22 protein-coding genes are annotated in these 24,901 nt (G+C 60.8%); 8 read left to right on the plus strand and 14 right to left on the minus strand.

Annotated features, from left to right (window positions below):
• Positions 1-57 precede the first annotated feature (57 nt).
• Positions 58-1,353, plus strand: a complete 1,296-nt coding sequence (locus ACFOFO_RS07330; RefSeq protein ID WP_390322704.1) for an acetyl-CoA hydrolase/transferase family protein — start codon at positions 58-60, stop codon at positions 1,351-1,353.
• Positions 1,354-1,379: 26 nt separating this feature from the next.
• Here the strand turns inward: ACFOFO_RS07330 and ACFOFO_RS07335 are convergent, their stop codons facing one another.
• The 4 genes from ACFOFO_RS07335 to aptA form a co-directional block, all read right to left on the minus strand.
• Positions 1,380-1,511 (minus strand): hypothetical protein, encoded by a 132-nt coding sequence (locus ACFOFO_RS07335; RefSeq protein WP_390322705.1) that lies wholly within the window; start codon positions 1,509-1,511, stop codon positions 1,380-1,382.
• A 31-nt stretch (positions 1,512-1,542) separates the two neighbouring features.
• Positions 1,543-2,283, minus strand: a complete 741-nt coding sequence (locus tag ACFOFO_RS07340) for a substrate-binding periplasmic protein (protein WP_390322706.1) — start codon at positions 2,281-2,283, stop codon at positions 1,543-1,545.
• Between the two features lie 356 nt (positions 2,284-2,639).
• Positions 2,640-4,169, minus strand: coding sequence for a CoA-acylating methylmalonate-semialdehyde dehydrogenase (locus ACFOFO_RS07345; protein WP_390322707.1), 1,530 nt, complete (start codon positions 4,167-4,169; stop codon positions 2,640-2,642).
• 187 nt (positions 4,170-4,356) lie between these two features.
• Complete coding sequence (gene aptA, locus ACFOFO_RS07350; RefSeq protein ID WP_390327894.1) at positions 4,357-5,712, minus strand: omega-aminotransferase AptA; 1,356 nt, start codon at positions 5,710-5,712, stop codon at positions 4,357-4,359.
• A gap of 175 nt (positions 5,713-5,887) precedes the next feature.
• On the opposite strand from aptA, the gene ACFOFO_RS07355 reads away from it, so the two are divergent.
• The 5 genes from ACFOFO_RS07355 (at position 5,888) to ACFOFO_RS07375 (ending at position 12,584) form a co-directional block, all read left to right on the plus strand.
• Positions 5,888-7,312 carry an aminotransferase-like domain-containing protein gene (locus ACFOFO_RS07355; RefSeq protein ID WP_390322708.1) on the plus strand — a complete coding sequence of 475 codons (1,425 nt, stop codon included), beginning with the start codon at positions 5,888-5,890 and terminating at the stop codon, positions 7,310-7,312.
• A 164-nt stretch (positions 7,313-7,476) separates the two neighbouring features.
• Positions 7,477-7,680, plus strand: coding sequence for a YjfB family protein (locus ACFOFO_RS07360; RefSeq protein ID WP_390322709.1), 204 nt, complete (start codon positions 7,477-7,479; stop codon positions 7,678-7,680).
• 332 nt (positions 7,681-8,012) lie between these two features.
• Entirely contained in the window at positions 8,013-10,166 is a 2,154-nt protein-coding gene (locus ACFOFO_RS07365) for a putative bifunctional diguanylate cyclase/phosphodiesterase (RefSeq protein ID WP_390322710.1), read from the plus strand.
• A gap of 607 nt (positions 10,167-10,773) precedes the next feature.
• Positions 10,774-12,165, plus strand: coding sequence for a sodium:proton antiporter (locus tag ACFOFO_RS07370; protein ID WP_390327895.1), 1,392 nt, complete (start codon positions 10,774-10,776; stop codon positions 12,163-12,165).
• 155 nt (positions 12,166-12,320) lie between these two features.
• On the plus strand, positions 12,321-12,584 hold the full coding sequence (locus ACFOFO_RS07375) for a hypothetical protein (RefSeq protein ID WP_390322711.1): 264 nt from the start codon (positions 12,321-12,323) through the stop codon (positions 12,582-12,584).
• Between the two features lie 176 nt (positions 12,585-12,760).
• On the opposite strand, the gene ACFOFO_RS07380 is transcribed toward ACFOFO_RS07375, so the two are convergent.
• The 7 genes from ACFOFO_RS07380 to ACFOFO_RS07410 form a co-directional block, all read right to left on the minus strand.
• Entirely contained in the window at positions 12,761-13,057 is a 297-nt protein-coding gene (locus ACFOFO_RS07380; protein ID WP_390322712.1) for a hypothetical protein, read from the minus strand.
• A gap of 141 nt (positions 13,058-13,198) precedes the next feature.
• Positions 13,199-13,414, minus strand: coding sequence for an RNA-binding S4 domain-containing protein (locus tag ACFOFO_RS07385; RefSeq protein WP_390327898.1), 216 nt, complete (start codon positions 13,412-13,414; stop codon positions 13,199-13,201).
• 144 nt (positions 13,415-13,558) lie between these two features.
• Entirely contained in the window at positions 13,559-14,665 is a 1,107-nt protein-coding gene (locus ACFOFO_RS07390; RefSeq protein ID WP_390331270.1) for a substrate-binding domain-containing protein, read from the minus strand.
• A gap of 478 nt (positions 14,666-15,143) precedes the next feature.
• Complete coding sequence (gene ypfJ, locus ACFOFO_RS07395; RefSeq protein WP_390322714.1) at positions 15,144-16,034, minus strand: KPN_02809 family neutral zinc metallopeptidase; 891 nt, start codon at positions 16,032-16,034, stop codon at positions 15,144-15,146.
• 86 nt (positions 16,035-16,120) lie between these two features.
• A complete protein-coding gene (fumC, locus tag ACFOFO_RS07400; protein WP_390322715.1) occupies positions 16,121-17,512 on the minus strand; it encodes a class II fumarate hydratase in 1,392 nt (463 codons plus the stop codon).
• A 321-nt stretch (positions 17,513-17,833) separates the two neighbouring features.
• Positions 17,834-18,355 carry a hypothetical protein gene (locus tag ACFOFO_RS07405; RefSeq protein ID WP_390322716.1) on the minus strand — a complete coding sequence of 174 codons (522 nt, stop codon included), beginning with the start codon at positions 18,353-18,355 and terminating at the stop codon, positions 17,834-17,836.
• Between the two features lie 66 nt (positions 18,356-18,421).
• Complete coding sequence (locus tag ACFOFO_RS07410) at positions 18,422-18,820, minus strand: hypothetical protein (protein ID WP_390331272.1); 399 nt, start codon at positions 18,818-18,820, stop codon at positions 18,422-18,424.
• Positions 18,821-19,315: 495 nt separating this feature from the next.
• Between ACFOFO_RS07410 and ACFOFO_RS07415 the strand changes: the two genes are divergently transcribed.
• Positions 19,316-20,374 carry a gamma-glutamyl-gamma-aminobutyrate hydrolase family protein gene (locus ACFOFO_RS07415; RefSeq protein WP_390322718.1) on the plus strand — a complete coding sequence of 353 codons (1,059 nt, stop codon included), beginning with the start codon at positions 19,316-19,318 and terminating at the stop codon, positions 20,372-20,374.
• 58 nt (positions 20,375-20,432) lie between these two features.
• Here the strand turns inward: ACFOFO_RS07415 and sbcB are convergent, their stop codons facing one another.
• A complete protein-coding gene (sbcB, locus tag ACFOFO_RS07420) occupies positions 20,433-21,896 on the minus strand; it encodes an exodeoxyribonuclease I (protein WP_390322719.1) in 1,464 nt (487 codons plus the stop codon).
• 65 nt (positions 21,897-21,961) lie between these two features.
• On the minus strand, positions 21,962-22,489 hold the full coding sequence (locus tag ACFOFO_RS07425; RefSeq protein ID WP_390331273.1) for a hypothetical protein: 528 nt from the start codon (positions 22,487-22,489) through the stop codon (positions 21,962-21,964).
• A 108-nt stretch (positions 22,490-22,597) separates the two neighbouring features.
• On the opposite strand from ACFOFO_RS07425, the gene ACFOFO_RS07430 reads away from it, so the two are divergent.
• The gene (locus ACFOFO_RS07430) at positions 22,598-22,924 is read left to right on the plus strand and encodes a hypothetical protein (RefSeq protein ID WP_390322721.1); all 327 of its coding nucleotides are present in this window, start codon (positions 22,598-22,600) and stop codon (positions 22,922-22,924) included.
• 191 nt (positions 22,925-23,115) lie between these two features.
• Here the strand turns inward: ACFOFO_RS07430 and groL are convergent, their stop codons facing one another.
• Complete coding sequence (groL, locus tag ACFOFO_RS07435; protein WP_390331275.1) at positions 23,116-24,768, minus strand: chaperonin GroEL; 1,653 nt, start codon at positions 24,766-24,768, stop codon at positions 23,116-23,118.
• Positions 24,769-24,901 lie beyond the last annotated feature (133 nt).

The raw sequence follows: 24,901 nt of genomic DNA on the forward strand, positions 1-24,901 counted from the left end.
AATGCCCGGCTGCAGGATGCACATCGACGTACCACCAGATAGGGAGCGTAGCGCAGCATGTCAGTCCTGGACCTCTACCAACAAAAGCGGGCCACCGCAGAAGACGCGATCGGCCATGTACAAAACGGCGACTTCATCATTGTTCCAACCGGTGTCGGCGAGCCGCCGACTCTGCTGACAGCGCTGTCGGAACAGCGGCGCCGCTTCCATGATGTGAAGGTGGCGCAGATTCTGCCGATGCGCAAATATGGCTACATCGACCCGGATACGGTCGACCATGTGCGCCATGTCGCATTTTTCTTTGGCGCTGCCTCGCGCGCCGGCGGCCAGAACGGCTGGATCGATTTCATCCCGAGCTATTTCTCGGAAATGCCAAGCATGATCGAGCGTGGCCAGATTCCGGCCGACGTCGTGTTTTCGATGGCGTCGACGATGGATTCGTACGGCTATTTTTCGCTCAGCCTGGGTGCCGATTACACGATGGCAGCGGTCGCCAACGCGCGCGCGGTGGTGCTCGAAGTGAACCCGAACGTGCCGTTCGCCAACGGCAATTGCCATGTGCATATTTCGCAAGTGACGGCGCTAGTCGAAAGCAGCGAGCCGGTGCTGGAGGTGGGCTTGCCGACAATCGGCCCGGTGCAGGTAGCGATCGGCAAATATGTCGCCGACATGATCGAGGACGGCTCGACGCTGCAGATCGGCTACGGCGGCATCCCGGATGCGGTGGTGATGCAACTGACCAGCAAGCACGACCTGGGCATCCATACCGAGATGATCGGCGATGGCATCCTGACGCTGGTCGACAGCGGCGCCGTCACCAACCGCAAAAAGACCTATATGCCGGGGAAAATGATCGCCACTTTTGCGCTCGGCTCGAAAAAACTGTACCAGTTCATGGAACGCAACCCGGCCCTCGAAATACACCCGGTCGACTTTACCAACGACCCCTATCTGGCGGCGAAAAATGACAAGCTGGTGGCGATCAATGCCACGCTGCAGATCGATCTGCTCGGCCAGTGCGGCTCCGAAAGCCTCGGCTACCTGCCGTATTCTGGCACCGGCGGCCAGGTCGATTTCGTGCGCGCCGCCAACCGTTCGCGCGGCGGCAAAGCGTTCATCGTGCTGCCGTCGACCTGCAAGGACGACAGCATTACGCGCATCGTACCGACGCTCACGCCCGGCACCCACATGAGCACCAGCAAGAACGACATCAACTACGCCGTCACCGAATTCGGTGTCGCGCAGCTGCGCGGAAAGACGGCGAAACAGCGCGCCCAGGAACTGATCGCGATTGCCCATCCGGATTTCCGTGCCGAACTGACCGCAGCGGCCAGACAGATGCACCTGCTGTAAGCGCTGGCGCCGCGGCGCCTGCAAGCTCAGGTGCGGAACTTGCGCAACCCGTGCAGATTCTGGATGTGGATGCCGCCGTCATCGAGTTTCAGCAAGCCTTCCAGCTCCGGCACCTGTAGCGCCTGCTTGGTACGCTGGTGCGCGGTGCCGGACCGCAAGCGTAGGGTGCGCCGTGCGCACCCAACTCGCTCAATCCCGCACGTATTTGCTTTTCAGTTTATCCATCTGCCCGGACGCCCGCACTTGTTCAAACGCCTGATTCAGCTTGCCGGTCAGCGCCGCATCGCTTTGCTTATTCAAGCCGAAATAGTAGGCATGACTATTGTCGAGCAGCAGTACCGGCTCCAGTTCGGTGACGGAATGACCGTTCTGTTTCGCCAGAAAATACGCCGACCAGTCGAGTGCCACGATCAGATCGACGCGGTTCAGGAACAGCTTCTTGACATTGGACTCGTCGGTCGGCGCGAGATCCAGGCTTTCTTCTGGATTAAATCCCTGTTTGATCAATTGCTGGGTAGCGGCCATCTCGCGGACCGCGCCGATCCGGTACTTGCGGGCATCCGACAAGGTGCTGACTTCAACGTCCTTGCGTGCGCGCAGCTTGAACAGGAAAATCTGCCGCTTGCTGATCGGGCCGATCCAGTCGAACAAGGGTTCGCGCTCGGCGGTCCTGACGATCGAATAAATGATGGTGTTCGGTTGCGTCTGCGCGGTCTGGTAGGCGCGGGCCCAGGGCAGTATGCTGATCGGCGCGCTCAGACCGGCGGTTTGCAGTACCGCCTGCAGCAACTCGGTCGAGTACCCGGTCACCACGCCTTGTTCTTCATAGTTCAATGGTGGCAGCATTTCCGTGACGGCGGTCAGCTCCGTCGCATGGACGAAACCGCTGAACAGAAGTGCACAAATTCCAAGTAAGTAGCGACTTTTCATATGCGCTGGATAGAACTGTTTGCTTGCTGGCCGCAAATGTTCAGCATAGGAATGATAATCCGACCCGGCAAATCAGATGAACACTATCCGGGTGCGGGGAAGGCATGAGTACGAGCGGCAACTGCGTAATATGCGCCTGACGCGTTGCTTTATTTTCGCATACGAATCGAGGGAGCACACGCGGCACGCGCGACATCGCTGATCGGAATGCGCAGGTGAGGGCCGTTGGCAAAGCGCGCCGCAAAATCGACTCGGCTCTCGCAGCGCGCACGCCGGAGACCGGGACGAAAGAAGCCGGGCACAGCCGCAGCCGCCTCGTGGGCGGTGCCATCCGTGACCGGCAGCAATAATGGAGACTATTTATTGGTCGGCATCACAAATTCCGCGCCGGCGCGGATGCCCGAAGGCCAACGCTGCGTGATGGTTTTCAGGCGGGTATAGAAGCGTATGCTATCCGGCCCGTACATCGCGTGGTCGCCGAAGATCGAGGCCTTCCAGCCACCGAAGCTGTGGTAGGCGACCGGCACCGGGATCGGCACGTTGATGCCGACCATGCCGACCTCGATGCCATGGGCAAAGGCGCGCGCGGTGTCGCCGTCGCGCGTGAAGATCGCGGTGCCGTTGCCGTACTGGTGGTCGTTGATCAGCTTGACTGCGGCGTCGAAGGTCGGCACCCGCATGCAGGTCAGCACCGGGCCGAAGATTTCTTCCTGATAGATCTTCATGTCGGTGTTGGCATGATCGAACAGGGTCGGGCCGACGAAGTAGCCGTTCTCGGCGCCGGCGACGCTGAACTCGCGGCCGTCGACCAGCAGTTGAGCGCCCTGATCGACGCCGCTGTCGATGTAGCCCTTGACCTTGTCGCGGTGCGGGCCATTGATCAGCGGGCCCATTTCGGCGCCGGCGGTGGTAGAGGTGCCGACCTTCATGCCGGCAATTTTCCGTCGTACACGTGCGATCACGTCGTCGGCAATCTTGTCGCCGACGAAGACCGCGACCGAGATCGCCATGCAGCGCTCACCGGCGGAGCCATAGGCAGCGCCGAGCAAGGCATCGGCCGCCATCTCGGCGTCGGCATCGGGCATCACCACCATGTGATTCTTGGCGCCGCCGAAAGCCTGTACCCGCTTGCCGTGGGCGGTGCCGGTGGTATATACATAACTGGCGATCGGGGTCGAGCCGACGAAGGCGATCGCCTTCACGTCGGTGTGCGACAGCAGCGCGTCGACCGCGGTCTTGTCGCCGTTGACGACGTTCAGCACGCCATCCGGCAGGCCGGCCTGCTTGAACAGTTCGGCCAGGAACAGCGCGGTGGACGGATCGCGCTCGGACGGTTTCAGCACATAGGTGTTGCCGCAGACGATCGCCATCGGGAACATCCACAGCGGTACCATCGACGGGAAATTGAATGGCGTGATGCCGGCGCAGACGCCGACCGGCTGGCGCAGCGAATAGCTGTCGATGCCGCCGCCGACGTTTTCGGCGAACTCGGTTTTCAGCAGCTGCGGTGCGCCGCAGGCAAATTCGACCACCTCGATGCCGCGCTGCAGCTCACCGTGCGCATCCGACAGTACCTTGCCGTGTTCGCGCGAGATGATCGCGGCGATCTGGTTGGCGTTCTGTTCCAGCAAATCCTTGAACTTGAACATGATGCGGGCGCGGCGCAGCGGCGTGGTGGCGGCCCAGGCGGGCAGCGCCGCCTTGGCGCTTTGCACTGCGGCATCGACTTCGTCCTCGCTGGCCAGCGGCAGATGCGCGCAGACCTTGCCTTCGCTCGGGTTGTAGACATCGCTATGGCGACCGGAGGTGCCGGCGACCAGTCTGCCGCCGATCCAGTGTGCCAGCATGGTCGGTTCGGCGTGCAGTATTGATGGGTTGGCGATCATGGGTTACCTCGATTGTTCAGTGACAGTTGAAATTTAGTGAGTCGTCCCAGCGAAAGCTGGGACCCAGTGCCGTTGGCTCTCGCATCGTTGCATCTAGTGTTGACGACGCTGGGCTCCAGCGTGGCCGCAGGCCGGTTTATCCTGAGCCTGTCGAAGAGCTGGAGCGACAAATGACTTGGTTGCGTCATCAACACTTCCGCACCAGCTTGCGAATGGTGTCGACCATGCGGCCGATCTCATCCTTGCTGACCAGATACGGCGGCGCTACCGCCAGCGTATCGCCGGCCGCCCGGAACAGCTGGCCCTCGTCGATCGCCGCTTCGAACAGGTTCAGCGCGCGCAGGCCCGGCTTGCCGGCGATCGGTTCCAGCTCGACCGCCGCCGACAACCCGGCGTTGCGGATGTCGAGGATGCCGGGTTCGCCCTTGAGCGAATGAAAGGCGTCCTCGATCACCGGCGCCATCTCGGCCGCGCGCTGGATCAGGCCGTCCTGTTGCATCAGGTCGAGCACGGTCAGCCCGACTGCGGCCGCCATCGGGTGGCCGGAGTAGGTGTAACCGTGGGAGAACTCGATCGCATGCTCGGGACCGGTCATGAAGGTGTCGTAGATTTCCTGCTTCGCGATCACGCCGCCCATCGGGATCACGCCGTTGGTGACCTGCTTGGCGAAGGTCATCAGGTCCGGCGTGACGCCATAATGCTGGGCGCCGAAATTGCTGCCGAGGCGGCCGAAGCCGCTAATGACTTCGTCGAAAATGAGCAGGATGCCGTGCTTGGTGCAGATCTCGCGCAGCCTTTGCAGATACCCGACCGGCGGCACCAGGATCCCGGTCGAGCCGGCGAACGGCTCGACAATCACGGCCGCGATGTTGGACGCATCATGCAATGCGACGATTCTTTCCAGCTCGTCGGCCAGGTGGGCGCCCCAAGTCGGCTGACCGCGGGTGAAGGCCATTTCCTTCAGGTTATGCGTGTGCGGCAGGTGATCGACGCCAGGCAGCGTCAGCGGCGAAAACATCTTGCGATTCGGGCCCAGGCCGCCGACCGAGATGCCGCCGAAACCGACGCCGTGATAGCCGCGCTCGCGGCCGATGAAGCGGGTGCGGCCGGCCTCGCCGCGCAGCCGGTGATAGGCCATCGCGATTTTCAGCGCGGTATCGACCGCTTCCGAGCCGGAGTTGGTGAAGAACACGCGATTCATGCCGGCCGGCGCCATGCCGGCAATCTTGCCGGCCAGCTGGTGCGCCCATGGATTGGCAATCTGGAACGGCGCGCAAAAATCAACTGTCTCGGCCTGCCGCTTGACGGTTTCCACCAGCTTTGGATGGGCGTGGCCGAGCGGGCTGCACCACAGGCCGGACAGGCAGTCGAATGCCTTGCGGCCGTCGGCAAACGTCACGTAGGAGCCTTCGGCCTTGGTGACCAGTTTTGGATGCGTCTTGAAATAGCGGTTGGCAGTAAACGGCATCCAGTAATGATCGAGGCTGGTCGTCGTCGGGGATGCGGTCGGTGATGCGCCCGCTGATGTGCTAGCTGGGGCCATGTGGGCAGAATTCACGCTATCGTTCATGGGGCTTCTCCGGTGGGCATTCAATTGACTATACGCCTAGCTGGCGAGGGCATTGTGATGGGGCTCAATTTAAGCGAGAATGGAGCCATTGTATATATGCAGTTGTGTCGATTGTCGCTATAACTGTACTTATCATTGGAGTAATACAGTGGCCACACCCATCGAACTGGAGCGTCATGCGAACCTGTCACTGGTCGCGCAACTGATCGCAGCCGTCAGGCTGCGTATCGAGGATGGCACATGGAACTCCGGCATGCGCCTGCCGTCGGTGCGCAAGTTGGCCGATAGCTGCGCGGTCAGCACCTTGACCGTGACCAATGCCTATAACCGGCTGGTGGCGGAGGGCCTGATCGAGGCGCGCCGCGCCAGCGGTTATTTCGTCGCCACCCGGCCGACGCGAGCGGCCCGTTTGGTGCCGGGCGAGGCGTTTTCGCTGGCCGACGCACCGGTCGATGAATCGTGGCTGCTGCAATATGTGTTCGAGGATACGCAATCCATCGTCAAGGCCGGCTGCGGCTGGTTGCCGGAAAGCTGGCTCGACACCGACGGCATCAAGCACGGCCTGACCGCGCTGTCGCGCAAACCGGTGGCGCCGCTGGTGCGCTACGGCAATCCTTATGGTTATATGCCGCTGCGCCGTCACTTGCAGGACGTACTGGCGGCGCGCGGCATCGAGGCGACGCCGGAGCAAATCCTGCTGACCGCCGGCGCCAGTCAGGCGCTGAGTCTGGCTTGTCAATATCTGCTGCATCCGGGCGACGTGGTGCTGGTCGACGATCCGGCCTATGCCAATCTGCTGCCCTTGTTGCGGCTGTCCGGGGTGCAGGCAGTCGGGGTGCCGCGCACGCCCAACGGCCCGGATCCGGTGGCGCTGGAAGAATTGGCGGCGCGCCATCAGCCGCGCGCGTTTTTCACCAATACCACGCTGCACAATCCGACCGGCACCAGTTGCAACCCGCACGCCGCGCACCGCATCCTGCGCAGCGCCGATCAGCACGATTTTTACATCGTCGAGGATGACATTTTCGCCGACTTGCAGCAGACGTCGACACCCAGCCTGGCCAGCCTCGACCAATTGGGTCGGGTGCTGTATATCGGCAGCTTTTCGAAGACGATATCGCCCAGTCTGCGGGTCGGCTTCCTGGTCTGCAATGCCGCGATCGCGCGACCCCTGGCGCATATCAAGATGGCGCTCGGACTGACCAGTTCCGAGCTGAACGAGCAGATCGTGCATGCGATCCTGACGGATGGCCGCCATCGCTCGCACCTGGCGCGCCTGCGTGAACGGCTGGGCCGCGCGCAGCAGCAGGTGGGTGATGCGCTGACCAATTCCGGCCTGACGCTGTTTCATCGCCCGACCGGCGGCTTGTTTGCATGGGCCAGCCTGGGACAGCTCGATTCCGACCAAGCGGCGCGGCTGGCCGCGCGCGCCGACATCATGCTGGCACCGGGTCGACTGTTCAGCGTGGAAAACCGCGCCAGCCCCTGGCTGCGCTTCAACGTGGCCTATGCCGACGACCCACGGCTATACCGGTTTCTCGATCAATTGCTGCAGGGCGGCATTAACTCGTAGATATACTCATCGTGATACTGCGTTGTTTCGCAGTAAATATAAAGCAAATAGATGCATACTCCGTATAAATTCCAGGCGTCGCCAATTACAGCGAGCGCGGCTCAAGAAATTTGCCGGCATGACGTAAACAAGTTAATTGAAATTACGTCTGCATGGAGTCGATCATGGATATTTCCGGCATTAGCAATTTGGCAACCAGCATTGCCGACACCGGCACCAAACGCGAGGTCGATCTTGCGGTGCTGAAGAAAGCGATCGATATCGACGCCAGCAGCGCCGCCGCGCTGGTCGCCGCACTGCCGCCGCCGACCAGCCTGCCGAACAATCTGCCGCCCCATCTCGGCCAGAACATCAACACCAAGGCTTGACTTGGCGCGCGTCGGGCAGCCCGCTCCGCGTTGCGTCGTTGCGCACTGCAATGGATGGCCGTGATGACGCTGGTCGCGGCGCCATTAGCGGGCACGGGCGCTGGAATCCCTATCAGCGGGAGGCCATTCGGCCGGATTTCGCTGTACCTTTTTTGTGACGAAATACCTTTCGGCGGCACGCGCAATAGCTATAGCGTCGGGTCGATATCCTATTACAATAGACGGCTAAAATTCCCTTCACCGTGCGACGGCATTGCCGTGGACACTACCGGGCACACTTGGCGGCCATTGAGCTGCCGAGGTGATAACGATAATAACGACGAGACGACTGTATGGACAACAGGGGTGATGAACTCGCGTGGCAGGCCGATCCGGTGACACCGGAGCCGGACGCGGACGCCGACCCCCACGTCTCCCACGTCTATTCGCACGAGCAGCAGCGTCGCTTCCGCGTCGCGCTCGACAGTTCGATCGACGCGATCTACCTGATCGACCGCGAGCAGATGCGTTTCATCGATGCCAACGAAACCGCGAGCACGACGCTCGGTTACAGCCATCGCGAACTGTTGCAACTCGGGCCGCAGGACCTGAAGCCTGACGCCGGGGAGCTGGACCAGATCATCAAGCGCTTCGACGAAGTGATCCGTTCGGCCAGCAAGACTGGCATGATCAAGACCGTGCACCAGCGCAAGGACGGCACGCGTCTGCCGGTTGAAGTTTATCTGCGCGCGATGCTGTCGGAAGGGCGACAGATCGTGGTTGCCGTGGTACGCGACATCAGCGCGCGGCTGCAGGCCGAGGTCGCCCTGCGCGAAAGCGAAGAGCGCTTTCGCGTCGCCTTCAGCCAGGCTGCCGTTGGCCTGGCCCACGTCGCGCCGGATGGGCGCTGGCTGATGGCGAACCAGAAGATGTGCGAGATCGTCGGCTATTCGCAGACAGAACTGCTGACTATGCGGTTTCAGGAGCTGACTCATCCGGAAGACCTGCCGATTGACTTCGAATTGGCACGGCGCATGCGGGCGCGCGAGATTCACGAAAAATCGCGCGAGAAACGATACCTGCACAAGGATGGCCATTACATCTGGGTTAATTTGACCAACTCGCTGGTGCGCGACGAAGACGGCAATCCGAAATATTTCAGCACCGTGATCGAGGACATCTCGCGCCGCAAGCGGGTCGAGCTGGAGCTGCAGCACCTGGCCAACCATGATTCGCTGACCGGCTTGCCGAACCGCTCGCTGCTGCAGGACCGGCTGTCGCAGGCGATCGGCTATGCCAACCGGATGCAGCGTGCGATGGCAGTGCTGGTGATCGATCTCGACCGCTTCAAGAACATCAACGACAGCCTGGGCCATGAAAGCGGCGACCTGATCATCATCGAAATCGGACGCCGACTGGCGGCCCAGGCGCTCGACGGCGACACCCTGGCGCGGCTGGGCGGCGACGAGTTCGTGCTGCTGCTGTCTGACGCCGACGAAGAGGACGTCACCATGCTGGCGCAGCGCGTACTGGAACTGGTGTCGCAACCGCTGATGCTGCAAGGTCACGAATTTTATCCGAGCGCCAGCGTCGGCATCAGCCAGTATCCGAAAGATGGCCACGACGGCGCGACCCTGCTCAAGAACGCCGACACCGCGATGTACCGCGCCAAGGCCGCCGGCCGCAATAATTTTCAGTTCTATGCGCACGAAATGAATGCGCGCGCACTCGATCGGCTCAAGCTCGAAGGCAAACTGCGGCGCGCGCTGGAGCGCGAGGAATTCGTGCTGCATTATCAGCCGCAGATCGATATCCGGTCCGGTCATATCGTCGGCATGGAGGCCTTGCTGCGCTGGATGCCACCGGGCAAGGCCATGCTGCCGCCCGACGAATTCATTTCCATCGCCGAGGAAACCGGCCTGATCGTGCCGATCGGCGAATGGGTGCTGCGCACCGCCTGCGCCCAGAACCGGGCTTGGCAGGCGGCTGGCTTGCCGCCGGTGCGGATGGGCGTCAACCTGTCGGCGCGCCAGTTCAAGCAGCACGATATCGCCAAGATGGTGACGCAGGTGCTGCAGGACACCGATTACCCGGCCAGCTTCCTGGCGCTGGAAATTACCGAGAGCATCGTGATGGAGAATCCGGAGCTGGCAGCGCAGACGCTACACAAGCTGAGCGATATGGGGATCCATCTGTCGATCGACGACTTCGGTACCGGTTACTCCAGCCTGAGTTATCTGAAGCGTTTCCCGATCGATTCGCTGAAGATCGACAAGTCCTTCGTGCACGACCTGACTACCGACACCGACGATGCCGCGATCGCGAAAGCGGTCATCGTGCTGGCGCACAGCATGAAGCTGAAGGTGATCGCGGAGGGCGTCGAGACCATCGAGCAACTTGATTTCCTGCGCCAGCAGGAGTGCGACCAGATGCAGGGCTATTACTTCAGCCGGCCGCAGCCGGCGGACCAGATAGCGGAGTTGTTCCGGTCGGGGCGGCGGCTGTAGCGGCTCGCTGACGGCGGTGTCGTCGGCGGGCTTGGGGGGCAGTGCCAAACTTCGCCTCAGCCTGGACTTCGATTTCGACCGCAGGCGTCGATCGTTCGCATCCTGAATAAGTGTTGGCGGTAAATTCATACTGGGTCATGTATTTATAGATGCCCAATGAATCCAAGGGGAATCGCCCAATTTTTCGTTATACTCCCTATCTAACCAAAATAATCGATGGCGCACTGGTGTGCCAGGGCAAGCGCATGAGGATCCGCACGAACATTGGTGCGGCCTGGTTGAGTTCCCTCCCCTCCTTCGACAAGCTCAGGACATGCTTGCAGGGGGAGGAGTAGGGGCGGAGCAGGGAATGCAGGAGGCATGCCTCCTGCCTGCGTAGCGGTATCCGCCTGCAAGCGGATATGCGCACTGCAAGTGGGGGTAGTGCGGTCGAAGAATGATGTACGTTGTCAATCGACCGTCCTACCCCCATCCCAACCTTCCCCCTGCAAAGGGGAAGGGGCGAGAAGCCTTAGCCAGCAACCATTTCCATGCAATTGTCCGGCCTTGGTGCGCCGTTATCACGCTGGAGCCGTACGTGAAATCGCTTGCACGCCGTCTGTTGTCCCTGTCCTCGCCCGGCCTGCTGTGGTTGTGCTGCACGCCGGCCTGCGCTGCCGGTCTCGACCCTCAGCAACTGACACTGTGGTGGGGCCTGCCATTTGCCGGCGTGCTGCTGTCGATCGCTGCGGTGCCGTTGATCGCGCCGGACTTCTGGCATCATCATTTCGGCAAGATCGCCGGACTGTGGGCGCTGGGGCTGCTGCTGCCGTTTGCGCTGCGTTTCGGCCTGACTGAAACCACCCATCAGATCGCGCATGCGCTGCTGCTCGAATATCTGCCGTTCATGGTGTTGCTGTTTGCGTTGTACACCATTGCCGGCGGTATCCATGTCGCCGCCGATTTGCGCGCGTCGCCGCGCACCAATCTGGCGCTGCTCGGTATCGGCACCGCGCTGGCCAGCGTGATGGGGACGACCGGCGCGGCGATGCTGATGATACGGCCGGTGATCCGGGCCAACGCGACGCGGCGCTATCAGACTCATGTGGTGGTGTTTTTCATCTTCCTGGTCGCTAACGTCGGCGGCGCGCTGACGCCGCTCGGCGACCCACCGCTGTTTCTCGGCTTCCTGCAGGGCGTGCACTTCTTCTGGACCACGCAATACCTGCTGCTGCCGACCTTGATGGTCAGCGCGCTGCTGTTTGCGTTGTTCTTTGCGGTCGATACCTACTTCATGCGCCGTGAGACGCCGACCGAGCCATCCGGTTACGCGCTGGACGGCAAGGTCCGGATCGACGGCAAGATCAATTTTCTGCTGCTGGCGGCGTCGGTGGCGGCGGTCCTGATGTCGGGATTGTGGAATCCCGGCCGGTCGCTGTCGCTGCTCGGCACCCCGCTCGAATGGCAGAACCTGTTGCGGGACGGGTTGCTGATGCTGCTGGCGCTCGCTTCGCTGGCGCTGACACCGGCGCCGGTGCGGCGCGACAACGAGTTCAACTGGTTTCCGATGCAGGAAGTGGCCAAGCTGTTTGCCTGCATCTTTCTGACGATCTTCCCGGTGATCGCGATCCTGCGCGCAGGCGACCAGGGCGCCTTGGGCGATGTCGTGCGGCTGGTCACGGACAGCCGGGGGCAACCGGTCCCGGCGCTGTATTTCTGGTGCGCCGGCCTGCTGTCGGCCTTCCTCGACAACGCGCCGACCTACCTGGTGTTTTTCAACATGGCCGGTGGTGATCCGGCGCATCTGATGGGCGCCGGCGCAAAGTTGCTGGAAGCGATCTCGGCCGGCGCGGTGTTCATGGGTGCCTTGACCTACATCGGTAATGCGCCGAATTTCATGGTGCGCGCGGTCGCAGTGCATCAGGGCGTCCGGATGCCGGGGTTCTTCGCCTACATGGGATGGTCGCTGGCCTGCCTGATGCCCTGCTTCTTGCTGGTGAGCTGGGTTTTTTTCCGTTAGTGACGGGGCAGCGTGCGGAGTTCATCCGGCAAACTTGCAGCACATCATGGCTGATCAAATCGCGTTTTGCGCGCATATCGTGTCAACACCGTGCCGGTCGCATGCGTTATGACGATACGTGGACACTACGGACCGCCAAAAAAAAAGGACATGGAATGAAAAAACTGATCGCCGCCTGCGCCGCCGCTGCCTTTGCCGTGGGGTCGGCTTTCGCACAAACGCCGGCATCGGCGCCGATCGTGCCGCCATCGGCACCAGCTCCAGCGCCAGTGCCGATCGTGCCGCCGTCGGTGCCGGCTGCTGTCAGCGCACCAGCGGCCGCGCCGATGGCTGACAAGAGCATGCACAAGAAATACAGCAAGAAAAAAGCGCACAAGACGGTGCACCCCAAGAAGGCAGAAGGCGCACCAATGAAATAAGCGGTCCACCCGCAACGAGCGCGAGCAAGCGCACCTCGAAACCCTGACCCGCCGTCCAACCGTGGCTCAGGGTTTCTTCTTTTGCGGGGATGCGAGCGCATCGCGCCCGGCCTCGGGTGTGCGGACACCACGGGCGGCAAGCGCACATCAGCACCGACTGAAGGTGCAAGCCGTTCCTAGTTGTCGGTGCCGGCGTTAAAGCAGTTGAATATTTTGGCCTCGCCGCTCGCGCTCGTGCCGGAATGGTCCATCTTGCCATCGTCATAGCGCGCCAGTTGCATGCGCGCCGCGCGCAGGATCGCTTCCAGCCTTTCCCGGGCGTCGGCGCAGGACGGGTCGCCGCGCTGGCACGTCGCTTGCAGCAGGCTTTCGGCACGGCCGATCGCGCGTCGCAATTCATTGAACAGCATCTCGCGCTCAGGCATCGGCGACCGGCGTCGTTCTCCTTGCTGTCCTGGCTGGTTGGCATCCATCACTGACTCCGACAGGTTGCTTGCATAACTGTCAATATAGACAGGTGTGGCGCGCGTAACTTGTGGCACCGCAAGCTTTACCGGAGCAAATCGTCCACGTCTGATGTAGATCGAATCGACAGGTGGAGTGGTCGAGCGCGCTCAGGTGTGCACGCTGATCCGCACGTCGCCGATGCCGACCACCTGACCCGCGCGGATCTTGCAGGTCTTGCGCAACTCCTGCTTGCCGTCGACGGTGACGCCGCCGCCGGCCACCAGCATTTTGCCGGCGCCGCCGCTGTCGCACAGTCCGGCCAGTTTCAGTAATTGATTCAGTTCAACAAATTCGCCGTCCAGTTGAAAGCGCAGTTGCTGCAATGGCCGTGCCTTTGGATGCTGCTGTCGCGTCGTTTTGGTTACCATGCTGTCCTCACAAAAAACAAGGGCCGGCCGGATCCATGATCCGGTCGGCCCGTTTGCCGGCCGCCATGGTACACCGGCGGCCAAGACTCATGTTGCGCGTTATTTCATCCAGATTTTCTTGTACTCGGCGCGGTAGCCGTTATCCGGATCAAAGTTGTTTTTGGCGCCGCCGTGATAGGAGATATTGCTCGCAGTCACCAGATAGCTTTGGTTCTCGTAGCCGCTCGGCTTCTCGCCGGCAATTGCGCGGTTCAGTTCATCGAGCAACTGCCAGCCCTGCATCTGGAATGGCTCAGGCACAGTGCCGATCTGCAGGTTCTTGTCGCGGATGCGCCGATACGACAACTCCGAACCGTCGCCGGCCGAGATCGCCTGCGGGCTGTTGCCGGCCAAGGTTGCGCTCGCTGCAGGCGTCGCCATCAGGTCCAGATACTGATCGCTGCTGGCGATGGTTTGTGTCCATTTCTTGCCGAAACGCTTGACCAGCGCGGCCAGCACGTCCGGCATCTTTTTCGGCGCATCCGCCAGTGGCAGATCTTCCACCGCCAGCAGACTGCAGGTCTGGCATTGCTTGATGATGCTGACGATCTCGTTCGATTTCGCCATCGCATAGACGTTGCTGGAATCGGTGAATATCACTATCCCGCTTTTGCCCTTGGATTCGACCACGCCGAGCAGCGCCGCAATCTGCGCCGCTTCTTTCGGATCGGTGTTGACGTTGGCGAACAGTCCTGCGGCCGGGCCGGGCTTGGGCGATGCGTGCCAGCCCACCACCGGAATCTTCTTCTTGGCGGCAGCGGCCAGTTCCTTGCCGATGGCCGCGGTATCGATACCGGCCACCACGATGCCGTCTGGATTCAGTGCCAGCGCGCGGCTGAACGCCTCGGCGTGGCGGCTGGTCGAGCCCCAGCAATCGATGGTCATCAGGTTCCAGCCGGCCGTTTGTGCCGCTTCCTTGACGCCGCTGGCGATGCTGCTCTGGCTCGGGTCATGCAGGTCGGAGCCGATCAGGATGACATTGCGTTTCTGCGAGATCTTGACGCCGGTGGTCGGTCCGTCCCAGCGGTTTTGAAAACGCATGGCCTTCGCGATACGTGCGTTGGCACGGCTCATGAACAAGGTTGCGTCGTCTTCTGCGAAAGCTGGAATGCTCAAACCCAACACCGCCAGCATCGCGGCCAGCCTGGAAAAAGTGGTTATTTTCATGTTTTTTTGGGAGATCAGTGGATTGATACGCAGGGTGGAAACCAGGCATTGTTCACTTTTGCCGCAAGGAAAGTATATAAGCCGAAATGTAAATTGTTGCAACAAATATATGCAAAACAGAAAACAGCCGGATTTTCACCGCGACGTTTTTTTACCCATGTCGGCAGGGCGATTTGCTGCGCAAGAATCTGATTTTTCGATATCTTTGATGGGTATATGACAAGTATGTCCAATAGTTGTCAGTGCTGCTCGCTTACTCACGGGAGTATTATCGGGCAACGGAACTCCCGGCGCGAAAAAAAGCGCCATGTAAAAACATGGCGCCTTTGGCACTATCGGTATTAGAGGTTTTCGTCTATATCGACCGGCGCGGTGGTCAGTGCGCCGATACCAAGCTGGATCATGTTGTGGTCCGCCTTGCGGTCGATCAGCTGGTTGTCAGGATCCCGGCCGTGGCCGGTACGCCGCTCAGTGCTCGCTACAACTGTCGCGCCTCAAACGTATTGCAGTCGCCGATCTTGCCGCTGTCGATGCCGCGTTTGAACCAGCGCGTGCGCTGTGCCGAGGTGCCGTGCGTGAACGAATCGGGCACCACTGCGCCGCGCGCCTGGCGCTGCAATGCATCATCGCCGATCGCGCTGGCGGCACTCAAGGCCTCTTCGACGTCGCCGGCTTCGAGAATGCTGCGCGCCTCATTGGCATGGAAGGCCCAGACACCGGCGAAGCAGTCGGCCTGCAATTCCAGCCGTACCGACAGCGCGTTGCCCTGTACCTGTGACGTGTGCTGGCGGGTCTGGTCAACCTTGTCCATGATGCCGAGCAGGTTCTGCACGTGATGGCCGACTTCGTGCGCGATCACATACGCCTGGGCGAAGTCGCCGGAAGCATGGAATCGGTCTTTCATCAGTTGATAAAAGGCGAGGTCGATGTAGACCTTCTGGTCGCCCGGACAGTAGAACGGCCCGCTCGCGGTCTGGCCGGTGCCGCAGGCGGTCGGCGTGCTGCCGGTAAATAGCACCAGTTTCGGCTTGACGTAGATGGCGCCGTTTTGTTTGAACAGGTCGGTCCAGGTCTTTTCGGTATCACGCAGCACCTGTGCAACCAGGTGTTTCATCGGGTCGTTGGCCGTTGGCGCATGTGCCGGACCCTGCGCCTGCTGGGTTTGCCGTGTCGGTGCCACCACTTGCCCGCCGCCGCTCAGGATATTGAGCACCGTCATCGGGTTGATGCCAAAAAAATAGGATGCCAGCAGTGCGATTGCGATCGTGCCAATGCCGATGCCGCGGCCGCCGCCGAACGAAAATCCACCGCCGCCGCCGCCTTCACCGCGCCGGTCTTCCACGTTCTCGCTTTCCTCTTCCAATTTCATGCCGATTCACTCCTGGTGGCGTTTTTTGATAATCGCTAGGATAACCGAATTGATGCACCCATTAAGTCGCCCACGCTGCACTCGGTTTACGCTTTGGGATGCGTCATCTGCAGCGGCTGCATCCATAGTTCAAACTGTTGTTCGGTAACATAGCCGAGCGCCAGCGCCGCCTGTTTGAGCGTACTGCCATCATGGTGCGCCTTCTTCGCGATCTGTGCCGCCTTGTCGTAGCCGATGTGCGGCGTCAGCGCGGTGACCAGCATCAGCGAGCGCGCCATCAGGTCGGCGATGCGGTCGCGGTTCGGCAAGATGCCCTGTGCGCAATGGCTATTGAAGCTGGCGCAGCCGTCGGCCAACAGCCGCGCGCTTTGCAGGAAATTGTGAATCATCAGCGGCTTGAACACGTTCAGCTCGAAGTTGCCGGAGGCGCCGCCGAAATTGATCGCGACATCGTTGCCGAACACCTGGCAGCACAGCATCGTTAGCGCCTCGCACTGGGTCGGATTGACCTTGCCCGGCATGATCGAGCTGCCCGGCTCGTTTTCCGGGATGCTGATTTCACCGAGGCCGGAGCGCGGCCCCGATGCCATCCAGCGCACGTCGTTGGCGATCTTCATCAGCGCCGCGGCCAGTGTCTTCAAGGCGCCGTGCGCCGCCACCAGTGCGTCGTGCGCGGCCAGTGCGGCGAACTTGTTGGGCGCACTTTTCAGCGGCAGATGGTGGCGCCAGGCCAGTTCGGCCGCGACCTTGTCGGCAAATTGCGGATGGGTGTTGAGGCCGGTGCCCACTGCGGTGCCGCCGACCGCCAGCTCGCACAGCGCCGGTACCGCGGCGACGATGATCGTTTCGGCGTACAGCAATTGCGCCGCATAACCGGAAAATTCCTGGCCCAAGGTGAGCGGCGTGGCGTCCTGCAAATGGGTGCGACCGATCTTGACGATGTCCGCGAACTCGGTCGATTTTTGCTCCATCGTCGCGCGCAGGTGACGCAGTGCCGGCAGCAGCGCGTGCGTCAGGCTGGTGGCGGCCGCCAGATACATCGCGCTCGGAAAGATATCGTTCGACGATTGGCCCAGATTGACCTCGTCGTTCGGATGCACCAGCCGTTCGGCGCCGCGCGCGCCGCCCAGCAGTTCGGATGCGCGATTGGCCAGCACCTCGTTCATGTTCATATTGCTCTGGGTGCCAGAGCCGGTCTGCCAGATCGACAGCGGGAATTCGCCATCGTGCCGGCGCGCCAGCACCTCGTCGGCGGCCTGCATGATTGCGCCGGCCTTGGTCGATGGCAGCAGACCCAATTCCATATTGACCAGCGCACAGGCGCGCTTGAGCGCCGCGAGCGCCAGGATCAGTTCCGGCGGCATGCGTTCGGTTGAAATGCGGAAAAATTCCAGCGAGCGCTGCGTTTGCGCCCCCCACAACTGGTCGGCCGGCACCTCGATGTCGCCGAAACTGTCGCGTTCTGTTCTGACATTCATGTCCGTCCTCGTTGGCTGATACCCGGTTTGGCTGCATCAAACACCTGCCGGCCCGCAGCACTGGCCGGCGACAATTACATCATAGGATAGCCATCGGGCGTCAGCAGGATGGCGTGCACGGCCTGTCTCGAATTATGAGCAATTTGACGGAGTATATGAAAAAATGGTGCGTTTGCCCCCGATTTTATTACGGATTAAAAAATACTGGTAGGTAGTATTGATTCGGGTATTAAATCGGCAAGCAAACGCCGCACGGACCGCGCGCCACAACAAAAAGGCCGCAAACCTCGCGGCGCGGCCTGTTCCTGTATCCACCCCGGATCAATAGCCCGGTGGCGGCGCCGTATTGGGCGGCGGCGGATAGTAATTACCCGAGCCGCGCGGCGGTTGCGCCGATTGCCGCGAATCCGACATGAAGCGGCCGGACACCGCTACCTTGTGTCCCTGCGCATACATGCACTGCTGGTAGGCGAAATCGTAGCGTTGCTGCACGTTATAGGCCGATGCATTACCCGCGGAAACGCCTGACAGGCCGCCCAGCGCCATACCGGCGCCGGCGCCGACGCCGGCACCGCGGCCGCCGTTGATCGCCGCACCGGCAATCGCACCGATCACGGTGCCCACCGCGGCGCTGCGCACGCCGCTATCGACCGCCGCCTGTTCTGGCGAAGCGCCCATCTGCTGCTGCGAGTACTGGCGACACATCATGTCGTCGCCGCGGAATTGGTCAAAATTTTTGCCGCTGCCCGGCAGCGCCATCACGCTCGGTCCGGACGGCATCGTGGTGCACGCACCGAGCAGCAATACGGCCAGGATCGGGGTAAGCTTGAAGGTCTTGGACATGGTGTTTGCTTTCGCTGAATAACTGGTTCGTCGGGCTCAATCAGGTTCGGTCAGGTTTAATCAAGTTCAATTACCGGCGGGCGCCTGTGGTGTCACTTGGACCCAGCCCGGTGGGCACTGTTTCACATATGGGTAGTAACCCTTAGGACTGTTGCAGAAATACCAGTAGTTCTGGGCCGACGACTGTTCTGGTGTCTGTTCCACGTAGACCTGCGGCTGGGCCGGCACGCCGTACCCATACCCATATCCATAGCCATACCCATAGTAGGGGTAGGAATAGGGATAGTAAGGCGCGCCGAAATACGGCCATAACAGCGGCGCGCCGATAAACAGGCCGACATGGGCGCCCCCGTGTCCGCCCCGATGGCCCCCATGTCCGCCATGACCACGCTGGGCCCACGCCGTGCTGGTGGCGGCAGTACCAAGCAGCGCCAGTACCAGCATCAGCACTTTAAGCAACTTCATCGATTTCACGATAGACCTCGATAGCAATAAAAATACTTGTAAAGCAGTCCAAACAAATCCTAAACACAAGGGCCAAACAACGTGACCAGGCCGCTTATAACCTACTTACAGTATTGCAGGTTTGGGACAAGATAAAAGAACAAGTAACAATTCGTAACCGATGAATCTTGGCAGAAACAATCGGTGCCGGATATGGCGCTTGGCGTGAGCCTGATGGCGGCAGGCGCAGCCGATCCAGCGTGGTGCAGGACGAGTAAGTCGAACCAGTGCGCCGAACCGGCAACCGGCGCGGGACCAGCGTGCACGGTGCCGTACAGCAGCCATTGTTGCAGATACTGCAATGGCGATATGCCAATATGCGCATGTAATCAAATGTAAATCAGGCTATACTCCACCAGCACCGTCGTAAAATAGGAAGCTTCAATTGATACGGTGCAGCTGACACATTGGCAGGAGCGTGAGATTCCGTCAATGTTCGCCGAAGCGACCAGAGCCATGTCCAGTCCAGAAAATCCTGACAGTAGCGGCGGCCAGATTCCCGCAAATAATTCGGCCACCAACGGTGCCCCCCTTGCAGGCGCCGCGGCCAGCCCACCGGGCGCGACGCCACAGCCAACCGCGGTTCCGCCGCAGCCGAGCGCGCCGCCACCAAACCCCGAAACGCCCCAATATCAGGACCTGAACGACGGTCCATGGATGCATGCCTGGCGCATCGTGTCGGCCCGCATCAAGGCGTTGTCGGATCAGGCGATACGGCGCGCCACGCATCGCACGCTGAAAATCGGCATCTCGGCGCGTATCTTTCATCCGGAACAGGAGGGCAGGGGGCTACGCAGCAAGACTCTGCAATACCTGGAAGAATCGATCGCGCAATGGGTGATGTCGCGCGACGTCCTGGTGCTGATGATTCCGACAGTCAATACCAAGGGCCGGCTGCATCCGAGCAATATCCGGCTGCGCGATTATGCGCGCCACCTGGACGGACTGGTGCTGCAAGGCGGCGCCGACGTCTCGCCGCAATCGTATTCGGAACAGGCGACGCGGCCGGAATGGAATGGCGACAGCGCGCGCGACATGTATGAGCTGGAGCTGCTGCACGAGTTCGTCGAGGCTGGCAAGCCGGTGCTGGGCATCTGCCGCGGCTGCCAGTTGATCAACGTCGGCTTCGGCGGCACGCTGTACCAGGACATCGCCACCGACGAGCCGGCCGCGATCGCGCATGTCAGCGAGCAATACGACCGTAATTTTCATGCGATCCAGTTTCCGGCCGGATCGTCATTGCGCACCCTGTTCGCCGGCCAGCTTGGCGACCAGCCATCGCCACTGGTCAATTCGATCCACCATCAGGCCGTCAAGACTCTGGGCCGTGACATCGTGGTGGAAGCGGTGTCGGCGTCCGACAATATCATCGAGGCGGTGCGCTACCGCAAGGCGCCGTTCGTGATGGGCTTGCAATGGCATCCTGAATTCCATCGCGCCGGTGGCCATCAGCTGCTCGACTGCACGCCGATTCTGGACCGCTTCCTGCGCGCGGCGCGCGATACGCGGTTTTGACTGGCGCGCTTCTGAAGACTGCTTTCGCGGACGCAGGCCCGAGCTGCGTCCGCCAGCGCTAGTCGCGCGACGGCGCAATCATCTCCACATAGTCGTACAGCGCACCGAGGATTTCCTCGCCGCGCTGATCTGCGTTTTCAGACAAATGATCGATTTCGCCGAACAACATATCGACGCTGCGGACACCGCCTTCGCCGTCGAATAAACGGGCGATGCGCAGCTCTTCCCAGCGCTGCGCGTCGGGCTCCGACAGGCTGTGCGGGAAATTGCGCGCGCGGTAGCGAAACAGCAGCTCTTCCAGCCGTGCATCGTCGAAGCTGGCGCGGGCGTCGGCCAGTTTCTCGGGCGTCAATCCACGCAGTTGATTCAACAGGCGGCGATCGTTGCTGCCGACAAAGCCACCGTATAAATCCTCATCCACGTCCGGTGATGCCATGTCTGTGGCGGTGGCCGGACGCTGGAATACCTCGCGCCAGAGCGGCTCCATCCGGGTTGTCAGGGCCGGTGTCGCGGCGGCCGTCGCCGCGTGCTGCAAGCCAAGCGCGAGGTCCAGTCCCCAGCGCTGCGCCATCTCGGCGCCGAGGGTTTTCAGGTTGCTGATCACCACCGGTGATTTATTCAAATGGATGGTTTTGATCGGCAGCCGCGTGACGCCTTGCGGCAGCGCATCGGCCTTGCTGAACATGCGCTCGCGCAATGTCGCGACATCGAGTGCCAGCAACTCGCTCGGGTCGAATGCGCAATCCCACGCGATCACTTCGTTCTTGTTGGTCGGATGCGCTGCCAGCGGCCACATCAGCGCCAGGCAGCCACGCTCGGCCGGGAACATGCCCGATACATGCAGAAACGGCCGTCGCGCTGCCGGCGCAAAGTGCAGGCCGATCTCATCGGCGACGCGATCTTTCTTGTGCAGCGCCAGACAGAATTCGAACAGCTTGGGTTGCCGCGCGCGGATCAGGCGCGCCAGTGCAATCGTCGCGCGCACATCCGACAGCGCATCGTGCGCCGCCTCGTGGCCGATGCCATTGGCGGCGGTCAGCAGTTCGAGCCGGAAGCTGGGGCGGCCTTCGTCATTGGTCGGCCACACGATGCCATCCGGGCGCAGCGCATAGGCGGTGCGTACCAGGTCGAGAATGTCCCAGCGTCCGCACTGGTTCTGCCACTCGCGCGCATAGGGATCGATCAGGTTGCGCCAGAACAGGAAGCGCGTCACCTCATCGTCGAAGCGGATCGTGTTGTAGCCGACCCCGATCGTGCCCGGCTGCGCGAACGCCTGCTCGATCGTGGCGGCGAATTGATACTCCGGCACGCCGCGCTGCAGGCACAGCTGTGGCGTGATGCCGGTGATCAGGCAGGATTGCGGATCGGGCAAAAAATCCGGCGCCGGCTGGCAGTACAGCATGATCGGCTCGCCAATTTCGTTCAGTTCCGCATCGGTGCGGATCGCCGCAAACTGGGCCGGCCGGTCGCGCCGCGGATTGATGCCGAAGGTTTCATAATCGTGCCAGAGGAAGGTATGCATCGGTTGATTTCTGTAGTCGTGACTTGTGGGCGTGATGGTGGTGGCAGCGATTGACAAAGAGCCAATCAGGCCGGCGCCGATGTGTCGTCGGTGGTTCGATCCGGTGGCGCATCCGGTTGCTGCGCTGCGCCGCTTTCGGCCTGCGCGATGCGCCTGGTTTGTTCCAGGGTCCAGTCCTGCACCGGTCCGGCGGTCGCGATGCCGGAGATTTTCTTCGAGACCGACAGATTGATCGACAGCAGCAGCGGAATATTGCGAAACGGGATGTCGGGGAAATAATTCAGAAAGGTCGGGATGAAGGATTTCGCATCGAGTACCCACAATACCTTTTTGCTGCTCATGTACTGCAGGATGCTGGTGATGCTATGCCCTTTGCCGAGGGTGCGGTAAATGAAAACGTTGAACTCCTGGTCGATCTTCTTGAAATCGAGCTCCTGTTCGACCATGATCTTCGACAGGTAGTACAGACCCAGCGTGGCGCGAAAAAAGCCGACCGCCTGCTCGCGGTTATTGGCGCACATCATGACGGCGTGCACCTTTTCTTTGACGGCTTGGTCCAGGATGATGTATGAGTAATAGGTCTTTTTTTTCATGGCAATGGCCTTGCGCCGGACGACAATAGGCGACAATTATTACATTCGTACGCCGCCGCGGCAAAATCTGCGCGTTCGGCGCAGATTTGTTCCTCCCACCAAGCACCCATGGCCCGCCGCTACCACCACAACGTCTACGTCGTCGAATTATCGAAAGACGTGCTGTACGAGGCCCGCTTCAAGAAGGCCAACCCGGACTATGTCAGCGGCAAGCCGTGCGTCTACGTCGGCATGACGGGCCTCAGCCCAGACCAGCGCTTCGACAAGCACAAGGCCGGGATTCAGTCGAACAAATACGTATTCGAGCATGGCCTGCGGCTGCTGCCCGCACTGTACGAGATGTACAACCCGATGCCCTACGGCGGCGCCTGTGACATGGAAGTGGAGTTGGCGATCGGTCTGCGCGAAGCTGGCTACGGCGTCTGGCAGGCTTAATTGGTGATCAGACATCAAAACGTCCGGCTCGGCACCTAAGCATCGATCCGGACCAGTCCACCCCTGAAAATCGGGAAGGCGCAAGGCGGAAAATCCATCGGCGCCGACCAAGAAAAAAGCCCTGCGACTTGCGTCGCAGGGCTTTTCATCATTGCTGTTGCAGACAAGCTGCGACGCAATTCCTTGCGGAATTACATCATGCCGTCCATACCACCCATGCCGCCCATACCACCCATGCCGCCGCCCATGCCGCCAGCAGATGGCTTGTCTTCGGTCTGCTCGCACACCATGCAATCGGTGGTCAGCATCAACGAAGCGATCGAGGCTGCATTCTGCAGTGCCGAACGGGTAACTTTGGCTGGATCGAGAACGCCCATTTCGACCATGTCGCCGTAGGTGCCGTTGGCGGCGTTGTAACCGAAGTTACCTTTGCCTTCCAGGACTTTGGCGACCACGACCGATGGCTCATCGCCGGCGTTCTGGACGATCATCCGCAGCGGCTCTTCCATCGCGCGCAGTACGATCTTGATGCCGGCTTCCTGGTCAGGGTTGTCACCCTTGATGTTGATGTTGGCACGTGCACGCAGCAGGGCTACGCCGCCGCCAGGAACAATACCTTCTTCAACCGCAGCGCGGGTTGCATGCAATGCATCTTCAACGCGGGCTTTCTTTTCCTTCATTTCGACTTCGGTGGCAGCGCCAACCTTGATGACGGCAACGCCGCCGGCCAGTTTGGCAACGCGCTCTTGCAGCTTTTCACGATCGTAGTCGGAGGTCGCTTCTTCGATCTGGACGCGCACTTGCTTGACGCGCGCTTCGATCGCCGCATGCTCACCGGCACCGTCGATGACGATGGTGTTTTCCTTGCCGACTTCGATGCGCTTGGCTTCGCCCAGTTGTTCCAGCGTGATTTTTTCCAGGGTCAGACCGACTTCTTCAGCCACAACCTGGCCGCCGGTCAGGATCGCGATGTCTTCCAGCATTGCCTTGCGACGGTCGCCGAAGCCCGGTGCCTTGACGGCGCAGGTCTTCAGGATGCCACGGATGTTGTTGACTACCAGGGTTGCCAGCGCTTCGCCTTCGATGTCTTCGGCGATGATCAGCAGCGGACGGCCAGCCTTGGCGACTTGTTCCAGCACCGGCAGCAGATCACGGATGTTGGAGATTTTTTTGTCGCACAGCAGTACGTACGGATTGTCGAGCAGCGCGACTTGCTTGTCCGGATTGTTGATGAAGTACGGCGACAGGTAGCCGCGGTCGAATTGCATGCCTTCGACGATGTCGAGTTCGTCGTTCAGGGATTTGCCGTCTTCAACGGTGATGACGCCTTCCTTGCCGACTTTTTCCATCGCTTCAGCGATGCGCTCGCCGATCGAGTAATCGGAGTTAGCGGAAATAGCGCCAACTTGCGCGATTTCTTTGGTGGTGGTGCAAGGCTTGGAGATTTTTGCCAGTTCTTCAACAGTCGCTGTGACTGCCTTGTCGATACCGCGCTTCAAATCCATAGGATTCATGCCGGCGGCAACGAATTTCATGCCTTCGCGCACGATTGCCTGGGCCAGCACGGTTGCGGTGGTGGTGCCGTCACCGGCGTTGTCGGAGGTCTTGGAAGCAACTTCCTTGACCATCTGCGCACCCATGTTCATCAGCTTGTCTTTGAGTTCGATTTCCTTGGCCACCGAGACACCGTCCTTGGTGACGGTCGGCGCACCGTACGAGCGCTCCAGAACGACATTGCGACCTTTAGGGCCGAGTGTGACTTTAACTGCATTGGCGAGGATGTTGACGCCTTCAACCATCTTGGCGCGCGCTGCGTCGCCGAAAATAACTTCTTTAGCTGCCATGTTTGTAACTCCTAGATTATTCGTGGAAAGTGCTTAACTTAAATGCTTAAAGTCACTGGATCCCTGCGTGGCCGTCGGCCAATTTATCCTGAGATTGCCGAAGGGCAGGGACGACGTGGCTGTTGCCAAGCGC

This window comes from Pseudundibacterium arcticum (genome assembly GCF_042646465.1).
Lineage (GTDB): Bacteria > Pseudomonadota > Gammaproteobacteria > Burkholderiales > Burkholderiaceae_D > Undibacterium_A > Undibacterium_A arcticum.